We start from the raw sequence: 8,810 nt of genomic DNA on the forward strand, positions 1-8,810 counted from the left end.
TCTCCCAAGTTCAATATAATTTTTTTAAGATCGGTAGTTCTTAATTAGCTGAGCAACCCATTGATGAAAGCAATGGGTAGCGCTGTCCATCACTGGCGAGAATTTTCCTCCGTCAAACATTAACCCTTTTCTGCCTCGCTGCATTCCCTCAACTACGCCGACATCTTCCAAAAAAACCTCCTTCCAAAAATGTGCATTTGTGTCGATTAAGTTTTTTAAATGAGGCATTTCTTTTGGTTTTTTGGCATAGTATATTGAGACATGCTCAATCGACTTTTCTGAACTAATAGGTTGAATAATAATGGAAAAGAAGTGATCTCGATGGACACCCAAGAGTACATTTGGGTATAACGCAATGTATTCACTAGTTGTATCCCACTTTTTAGAAAGACCTTCAAAGTCTGGGAAAACATCACCACTTTCAGATTTCATTTGATTATAGACATGAGATCCTTGACCAGAGCATTGACCAGGTTCTTCAATATGGTAATGGTCCTTTATACTTGAGGTAGTGTTAAGCTCTGGATGAATCCAGGGGAGATGGTAGCTTTCACAGTAGTTCTCTACTGCTAGCTTCCAGTTGGTGTTCAGGTTTAGTGTGAAAGAAGAGCTGTCACCACCGTGATGGAGCGGTTTTTCAAATTCTGACCATCTTTCTATTGTCTTAGAGGCATAATCTCTAAATTCTTGAGCATTGTTAGATATGTTAACAAAGACGATATCTTGCCAAACAGCTGATCGAATTTTAAACAAACCCAATTCATCATGATTAATCGCTTCATGAGTGTGTATACCCGTTCCACCTACCATCGGAGTAGCACAAAGATCTCCATTGAGTGAGTAGCTCCAGCTATGGTAAGGGCATCGTATCATTCCAGTAATATTTGTTGGTTCCTCAACTAGAATCATTCCACGATGACGGCAAGTATTTTGAAAAACATTAATTTCACCATTTTTGTCACGAACCATTAACAGTGGCATGTCGACAAAGTTGATTGGTTTGGCGTCGCCTTCTTCAGGTATATCTTTCCCGAAGCCGATAGCAGACCAGTTGTCAAATAGGATCGCTATTTTTTCTTCCTCAAAAACAGCATCACTAATATAGTGATCGTTGGGCAAACCTTTAGCTTGATGAATTGAAGTTAGGACAGAGTCTAGGTTAGTTAGAGGGATTTCAGACACGACAAGTACTTAAAGAAAAAACGTTATGATACAATCAATTTGACGTTAATGATCTTAATTAAATTCTGTCAAAAAATTGAATAAATTTCACTAACTAATATTTCAAATTAATCAATTAAGTTTTTGAAATTAGGAAGTCTCTGAGGGCTTTGACATTGTTCGGTAATAGTTCTTCCTTTTCGCTCATGATATAGATCGCAGAGGGAGCAGGTATTGAGGTGTCACCCAGAACCACTAACTCACCGCTATCAATCTTTGGCTTGCAAAGGTGTCTCCATCCGAGCACGATTCCTGTGCCATCAGCGGCCGCTTGAAGTGCAATCATATAGTTATTCACGTGTGTCCCTTGAGAAATTTTTCCTTTGTAGCCAAGGGCACTGAACCAAGAAAACCAATTAGACCAGTTTTTATCTTTGGCTCTAAGATGAATAAGTTGTAATTGTGCCAATTCGTCTAAACTTGGGTTTGGATGTTCTTTTGCAAAATGTGGACTACAAACAGGCACTAATTCATCTTGAAAAAGTGTATGTTTTTGTGTTGATTCGTTTTCAACATAACCATAGCAGATTTTTAAATCAACCGCCACACCTTGAGAGTCAGGGTTATCAGTGACATGTTGGTTGACTGGAATTTCAGGATGTTTTCTCCAAAACTGAGATAAACGAGTTGTCAGCCACAGACCAGAAACTGCAGTAGTTGCACTGATGGTAACTTCTTTATCGTTGGCTGAGCGTCTTAGATTAGCAAGTGTTGAAGAAACTGCTGTAAAGCTACTTTGAAGGACAGCAAACAAGGACTCACCATGATCGGTTAAATTATTGCCGTGATGCTTGCGATCAAACAAAGACAATCCAAGTTCAGTTTCTAAAAATTTAATCTGGTGACTAACCGCGCCAGGTGTAACACCTAACTCTTCTGCAGCACCTTTGAAGCTACGATGACGTGCAGCAGTTTCAAATGTTGCCAACGAAGTAAGTGGTGGCAATTTATAGTATCTACGTGACATAATATCTCCTAAATGTTGAATATAATTATACTTAACTTTTTATTTTATTTGTTATACATCTATGTATTTACTACTTAAATATCGCCAAAAAATTGATAATTATTCATTCATTTTATGTAATTTATATCTTTCAAAGTGCTTTCTATATAAGGTTTTTTGTAAAAAACTTCTGTTAATAATATGATAAAAAATACTAGTGACATAGTGTGTATATCATTTATACAAATATAATTTTTTTTTAATTAATTAATTTCACTTCAGTTTGAATTTTTTAACCATACAAAGCTTTAAATTTGAAGATAATAATGCTAATAAATAAGCTAGAAATAATTTTATTGATATGTGTTGAAACACTTTGACACAAAACAAAAAAAACCATAGCTTAAAATTTTTTTAAATCCAAATATAATGAGGAGATTAATATGTCGTTACCAAGTCAAGCCGAATATGTAATTGTTGGCGCTGGTATCCATGGTTTATCAACAGCCTGGCGTTTAGCTGAGCGTTTAACTGCAGCTGGTGAAAGTATCGAAGGGCGTATCGTAATTATTGATAAGGCTGATAGAATTGCAGCGGGAGCTACAGGTATTGCTTGTGGAGTTGTTCGTAACAACTATTTTCAGCCAGCGATGCGTAAATTAATGGCGCATTCAGTTAGTATTTGGGAGAGCGATCCCGAAGCATTCAGTTATCATGCAAATGGCTATATGCAAATTTCTTGCGAAAAAATGCGAGAAGATGTTAAGCAAATACATACAGAGCAAGCTGCAATTGGTTATGAAAGTGTATTTATTGAGGGTGAAGAAGAGTCACGTGAATACATGTTAAATCTTTTTGATGATTGGCAAGCAAAAGGAATTACTTCAGTTCTTCATGAAAAGCCTGGCGGCTATGCTAACAATGTGAAGGCCATGGAAGGTCTATCCAAAAAAGTATTTGATTTAGGTGTTAATGTTGTTCTTAACACTGAAGTGAAAGGTTTTGTAAGTTCAGGTGACGGTCAAAGAGTTACTGCTGTTGAAACAAGTCAAGGAACGATTGAATGTGATAAATTGGTTATAGGAGCTGGTCCTTGGGTTCGTGATTTTTGGCGTATGCTTGGTCTTCCTTCTCAGGTTGAATTAAAAGATTTAGAGGGTAACGAGCACAAAGATATTGATATGTGGCGTTTTTGGCAGTTAGAGGAGGGGGTTTTAGAAATCCCACCTGAAACTCTGGTTACCAACGATGGAAAAATTCCACCTGTACTTCATGTGGATACAGATGCCCCTTTGTACTCAACGGTTGATGGTTCTTTAATTACTGACCAAATGTGGGGTATTTACTACAAGCCTGATTGGAGCTTTGGTGGTATTCAGGGTGGCGCTTCACCATATACAGTTGATACGCCAGTTGATGAAGTTGCAATCGATCCATATGGTCCTGAAAGTAAAGAATTTACAGCAAGCAAAGATTTTCCAGAAATGTGGGTATCAGCCTTAGCACATTGCCATAAAAGATTCGAAGGTTTGATGGATAGCTATCATCAAGAGCCTTCAGGTGGTATTGGCTGTTTCACCCCTGATAGCTTTCCTGTTATTGATACTTTTAATGAAAATGTAACAATCATTGCTGATAGTAATCATGGCTATAAAATGCTAGGTGTTGGTTGTTTAGTAGCAGAAGAGTTAATGGGTGAAAAACAAGAACTTCTAGAGCCATTCAGGTTCTCACGTTTCAAAGAAGGTAAACTACACCCGGTGTCTAATAGTCCTTATCCTTGGAGTTAAAATTGTGAGTAAAACCCATTATTCCGCCTTCAAGGTATTAAAAGAGGCCCTAACAGGACACAAAGGTTGGGAGCCAACTTGGCGTGATGCTGAACCAAAGGCTGATGGCTATGATGTCATTATTGTTGGTGGTGGTGGTCATGGTTTGGCGACTGCTTACTATTTGGCGAAAAATCACGGTATTACAAATGTTGCTGTGCTTGAGCGTGGCTGGATTGGTTCTGGTAACGTTGGTAGAAATACGACAATTATCCGCTCAAACTACCTTTTGCCAGGCAACGAACCTTTTTATGAATTGTCATTACAACTCTGGGAAAACCTTGAGCAAGATTTGAACTACAACGCAATGATTTCTCAGCGTGGCATTATGAACTTAATCCATTCAGATGCACAGCGTGATGCCTTTATTCGTCGTGGTAATTCGATGTTATTCGCTGATGCGGGCTGTGAATATCTCGAAGCTAAAGAGGTTAAAGAGAGATATCCTTTCCTTGATATGAATAACGCTCGTTTCCCCATTAAAGCTGCACTAGCTCAGCCACGTGGTGGAACTGTACGCCATGATGCTGTCGCTTGGGGTTATGCTCGTGGTGCTAGTGACCTTGGCGTTGATATTATCCAGAACTGCGAAGTCACTGGTTTTAATATCGAAAACGGCAAATGCCTTGGCGTTCAAACTACTAAGGGTGATATTAAGGCGAATCGTGTAGGTGTTTGTGTGGCCGGTTCTTCGAGTCGAGTTATGGAGAAGGCTGGCATCAAACTTCCAATCGAGAGTCATGTTCTTCAGGCTTTTGTAACTGAAGGTCTTAAACCTGTTTTGGATAATGTTATTACTTTCGGAGCGGGTCACTTTTATTGTTCTCAATCGGACAAAGGTGGACTCGTCTTTGGTGGTGATCTTGATTCTTATAATAGCTATGCCCAACGTGGCAACTTGCCAGTTGTTGAGGATGTATGTTCTGGAGGTATGGCAATTATGCCAATGATAGGGCGTGCAAGATTGTTGCGAATGTGGGGTGGTGTTATGGATATGTCTATGGACGGATCACCGTTTATCGATAGTACAGAAGTTAAAGAGTTATTTTTTAATGGCGGTTGGTGTTATGGAGGATTTAAAGCGACACCTGCAAGTGGTTATTGTTATGCTCACTTATTGGCAACTGACGTACCTCATGAGGTCGCAACTGCATACCGTCTAGATCGCTTCAGACGCGGTGCAATGATTGATGAGAAGGGTGTTGGACCTCAACCAAATCTACATTAAGAGGATAAGTTAATGATAATAAACCATCCGTTATTAGGCCCTCGTGATTCTGAGGAGTTTGTATACCTAGGATCGACAGATCTTATCGATAGACCTACAAATTGGGAAAAAAGTGCTGCCGCCGAAGACTTCTATCAGTATCAATATATTAGAGAAAATATTGCCGGCGACATTCAAGAGCTTTGGTACCACGAACAAGGTGACCAATCATGGCTAATTGTTACTCGTAACACTTTAACACATGAGATTAAAAATGTTGAGTTTGCTCAAGATTTTTCAAGAGCAAAGGGTCGTGGAAAATGAGTCAAATCAATAGAATAGATGGCGGTCTAATCGACCAAGAAAAAGTTTTAAATTTTACCTTTAACGGCCAAATTTTAAAAGGTTATGAAGGTGATACGCTTGCTTCTGCGCTACTTGCTAACAATAAGCACTTAATTGGACGTTCTTTTAAATACCATCGACCTCGTGGTATCGTCACAGCGGGTTCGGAAGAACCAAATGCTATCATGGAGATAGGAAATGGAGCATATAAAGATCCAAACACTCGTGCAACTGTAACACAACTGTATAACGGTTTAGAGGCCAACAGTCAAAACCATAGAGGCCCTCTAAGCTTTGACTTTATGGCTATTACTGATTTTCTCTCCCCATTACTTGGTGCAGGTTTTTATTATAAGACCTTTATGTGGCCTAAATCCTTTTGGGAAAAATTTTATGAGCCAGCAATTCGTAAGTCAGCTGGCTTGGGTACACTTTCTACTGAAGCTGACCCAGACACATACGATAAGGGTTTTCGCCATTGCGATATACTCATTATTGGTTCTGGAGCTACTGGTTTGTCTGCTGCATTAACAGCTGCAGAGTCAGGCGCAAAAATTATTCTTGCTGACGAAGACTTTCTGATGGGTGGTCGTTTAAATAGCGAAACCAATAAAATTGACGGTATCGCTGGTAGTGAGTGGGCTAAGAAGACAGTAGCTAAATTAGGTGCAATGGAGAACGTTACTCTGATGTCTGATACTACGATTTTTGGCGCCTATGACCACGGCATTTATGGTGCAATCGAAAATAGAGCTTCTGAAGCTAGAAAGGATAATGATAAACCTCGTCAAGTTAATTGGCGCATTTACACAAAGCGTGCGATTCTTTGTGCCGGCGCTACTGAGAGATTAATTGCTTTTGGCAATAATGATCGTCCAGGAATTATGTTAGCTAGTGCGGTTAGAACTTACCTCAACAGGTTTGCGGTTGCCACAGGTCAAAGAATTTCTGTTTACACAAATAATGACGATGGTTGGAAAACTGCCAAAGATTTAAATGCTAAAGGATTCAGAGTAGCCGCCGTAATTGATTCACGCTCAATTAGTCCTGTCATGCGTGTTCCTGGTGCTGAAATCTGTATGGGTACAGATGTTGTCGATACCAAAGGTCGAAGAGCACTTAAGTCAATCCAACTCTCCAATGGAAAATCAATTGACACAGATACGCTTGCTGTTTCTGGTGGTTGGAATCCAAACTTGCATTTCACTTGTCACCATCGTGGCGTACCAAAGTGGAATGAAGAGATTGCCTCTTTTGTACCGGATTCTTCGCCACCAGTAGGTATGTCAGTTGCTGGTCGCGCTAAAGGCACAATGGTTCTTGCCGATGCAATCATTGAGGGTCATAATCAAGGTTCCTCTGTTGCAGCAGATCTTGGGTATAAAACTTCAGAATCTAAACCCGCCTCAACACCAGTTGTTTCTTATAATATTTCAGCAAATTGGGGTATTCCAAGCGGTAAAAATCGCGCCTGGGTTGATTTTCAAAATGACGTTACGGTGAAAGATATTAAACTTGCCAACCAAGAAGGATTTAAGTCTGTTGAGCATGTAAAACGTTATACAACTCTAGGCATGGCAACAGATCAAGGTAAAACGGCTAACGTTCTTGCGATAGGCATTATGGCTGAGAACATGGGACAGACAATGGAAGATACAGGAACTACAATTTTCCGTCCACCATATGTGCCAGTTGCAATCGGTGCTTTTGCTGGAAGAAGGCGTGGGATGGAATTCTATCCAACACGCTATACGCCTAGTCACAACTGGTCTACTGAGCAGAATGCAATTTTTGTTGAAGTGGGTATGTGGTATCGTTCTCAATGGTTTCCATTACCAGGTGAAACGCATTGGCGACAATCCGTCGACCGTGAAGTTAGGCAAACCCGTTCATCCGTGGGAATCTGTGATGTTACAACGCTTGGTAAGATTGACATTAAAGGTGAAGATGTTTCTGAATTCTTAAACAAAGTTTATGCAAATGCTTTTGCGAAAGTTCCAGTGGGAAAAACACGATATGGCCTGATGCTACGTGAAGATGGTATTGTCATGGATGATGGTACAACGGCGAGAATGTCTGAAAACCATTTTGTAATGACAACAACGACTGCGAATGCGGTTAACGTATATCGTCATTTACAATTTTGTCATCAATGTCTATGGCCGGACCTAGATGTACATATGATTTCTGTAACTGAGCAGTATGCTCAGTACGCTGTTGCTGGACCTAATTCACGTAAATTACTCGAGAAGATTGTTGACCCTGATTGTGACATATCAAACGAAGCTTTCCCATACATGGCTGCGGGTGAAATTACAGTTTGTGGAGGTACAGCTGCGAGACTATTTAGGATCTCTTTTTCAGGTGAGTTGGCTTATGAAATAGCCATCCCTACACGTTACGGTGATTCACTAATGAGAGTTCTAATGGAAGCGGGTGAAGAGTTTAATGTAATACCTTATGGCACTGAGGCACTGGGTGTGATGCGTATCGAAAAAGGTCATGCAGCTGGTCCTGAACTTAATGGCCAGACTAGCGCCTATGACTTAGGTATGGGTGGCATGATTTCTGGTAAGAAAGACTTTATCGGTTATACACTTGGTTTGCGCGAAGAGTTGCAGCGTGACGACCGTTTGCAAATGGTTGGCTTTAAGCCAGTTAATCCAAGCGATTTACTTCTAGCATGTTCTCATCTGCTTGGATTGCGCGACAAGGCAACCACTGAAAATGATCAAGGCTGGATATCGTCTTGCATTTATTCTCCGATATTAGGCCATTATCTTGGTATAGGTTTTATTAAGGGTGGACACAACCGTAAAGGTGAGAATGTCCGTGCAGTTGATTTAGTTAGAGGCAACGATGTCGAGGTTGAAATTTGTAGCCCACACTTTGTCGATCCAGAAGGGGAGCGTTTACGTGTCTGATTATGAATTAACAAAAGAGTCACCTTTGGGTGGCGCAGAACATGAGTTCGATGGGGTAACTGTTGCTGAGGTAACTGACCAGTCTTTAGTGATGGTCGCTCTTCCAAGAGATCGAGCTGAAGATATCGAATCTGCAATGGGAGAGTCTTGTGGTTTGTCTATACCAGCGATGGGTCAGTCAACCAAGTCTTCGGATGCTTCAGTGACACTTTGGCGCCTACAAAAGAATCAAGTATTGGCTTATTTTGCTTACGACGGTGATGATGCTGAAGCAAATCTTGCAGACAGATTTAAAGCACCGGCTTACTATACAGATCAGTCAGACAGTTGGGGAATGA

General features: G+C 40.4%; 7 protein-coding genes. 5 read left to right on the plus strand and 2 right to left on the minus strand.

What is annotated here, in order from left to right; all coding sequences use genetic code 11:
• Positions 1-24: 24 nt before the first annotated feature.
• Both QZ488_RS20135 and QZ488_RS20140 read right to left on the minus strand, forming a co-directional pair.
• Complete coding sequence (locus tag QZ488_RS20135) at positions 25-1,182, minus strand: aromatic ring-hydroxylating dioxygenase subunit alpha (RefSeq protein WP_293752113.1); 1,158 nt, start codon at positions 1,180-1,182, stop codon at positions 25-27.
• Between the two features lie 115 nt (positions 1,183-1,297).
• A complete protein-coding gene (locus QZ488_RS20140; RefSeq protein ID WP_293752115.1) occupies positions 1,298-2,188 on the minus strand; it encodes a LysR substrate-binding domain-containing protein in 891 nt (296 codons plus the stop codon).
• Between the two features lie 422 nt (positions 2,189-2,610).
• On the opposite strand from QZ488_RS20140, the gene QZ488_RS20145 reads away from it, so the two are divergent.
• The 5 genes from QZ488_RS20145 to QZ488_RS20165 form a co-directional block, all read left to right on the plus strand.
• Positions 2,611-3,957 (plus strand): FAD-binding oxidoreductase, encoded by a 1,347-nt coding sequence (locus QZ488_RS20145; protein WP_293752117.1) that lies wholly within the window; start codon positions 2,611-2,613, stop codon positions 3,955-3,957.
• Between the two features lie 4 nt (positions 3,958-3,961).
• Positions 3,962-5,224 carry a sarcosine oxidase subunit beta family protein gene (locus QZ488_RS20150; protein WP_293752119.1) on the plus strand — a complete coding sequence of 421 codons (1,263 nt, stop codon included), beginning with the start codon at positions 3,962-3,964 and terminating at the stop codon, positions 5,222-5,224.
• Between the two features lie 12 nt (positions 5,225-5,236).
• Positions 5,237-5,527, plus strand: coding sequence for a sarcosine oxidase subunit delta (locus QZ488_RS20155; RefSeq protein ID WP_293752121.1), 291 nt, complete (start codon positions 5,237-5,239; stop codon positions 5,525-5,527).
• Positions 5,524-8,472, plus strand: coding sequence for a sarcosine oxidase subunit alpha family protein (locus QZ488_RS20160; protein WP_293752123.1), 2,949 nt, complete (start codon positions 5,524-5,526; stop codon positions 8,470-8,472). The genes QZ488_RS20155 and QZ488_RS20160 overlap by 4 nt, the downstream gene beginning before the upstream one ends.
• The coding region (locus QZ488_RS20165) for a hypothetical protein (RefSeq protein ID WP_293752125.1) at positions 8,465-8,810 on the plus strand (346 nt) is incomplete at its 3' end. The genes QZ488_RS20160 and QZ488_RS20165, both read left to right, overlap by 8 nt.

It is taken from the genome of uncultured Paraglaciecola sp., from assembly GCF_913020055.1.
GTDB lineage: Bacteria > Pseudomonadota > Gammaproteobacteria > Enterobacterales > Alteromonadaceae > Paraglaciecola.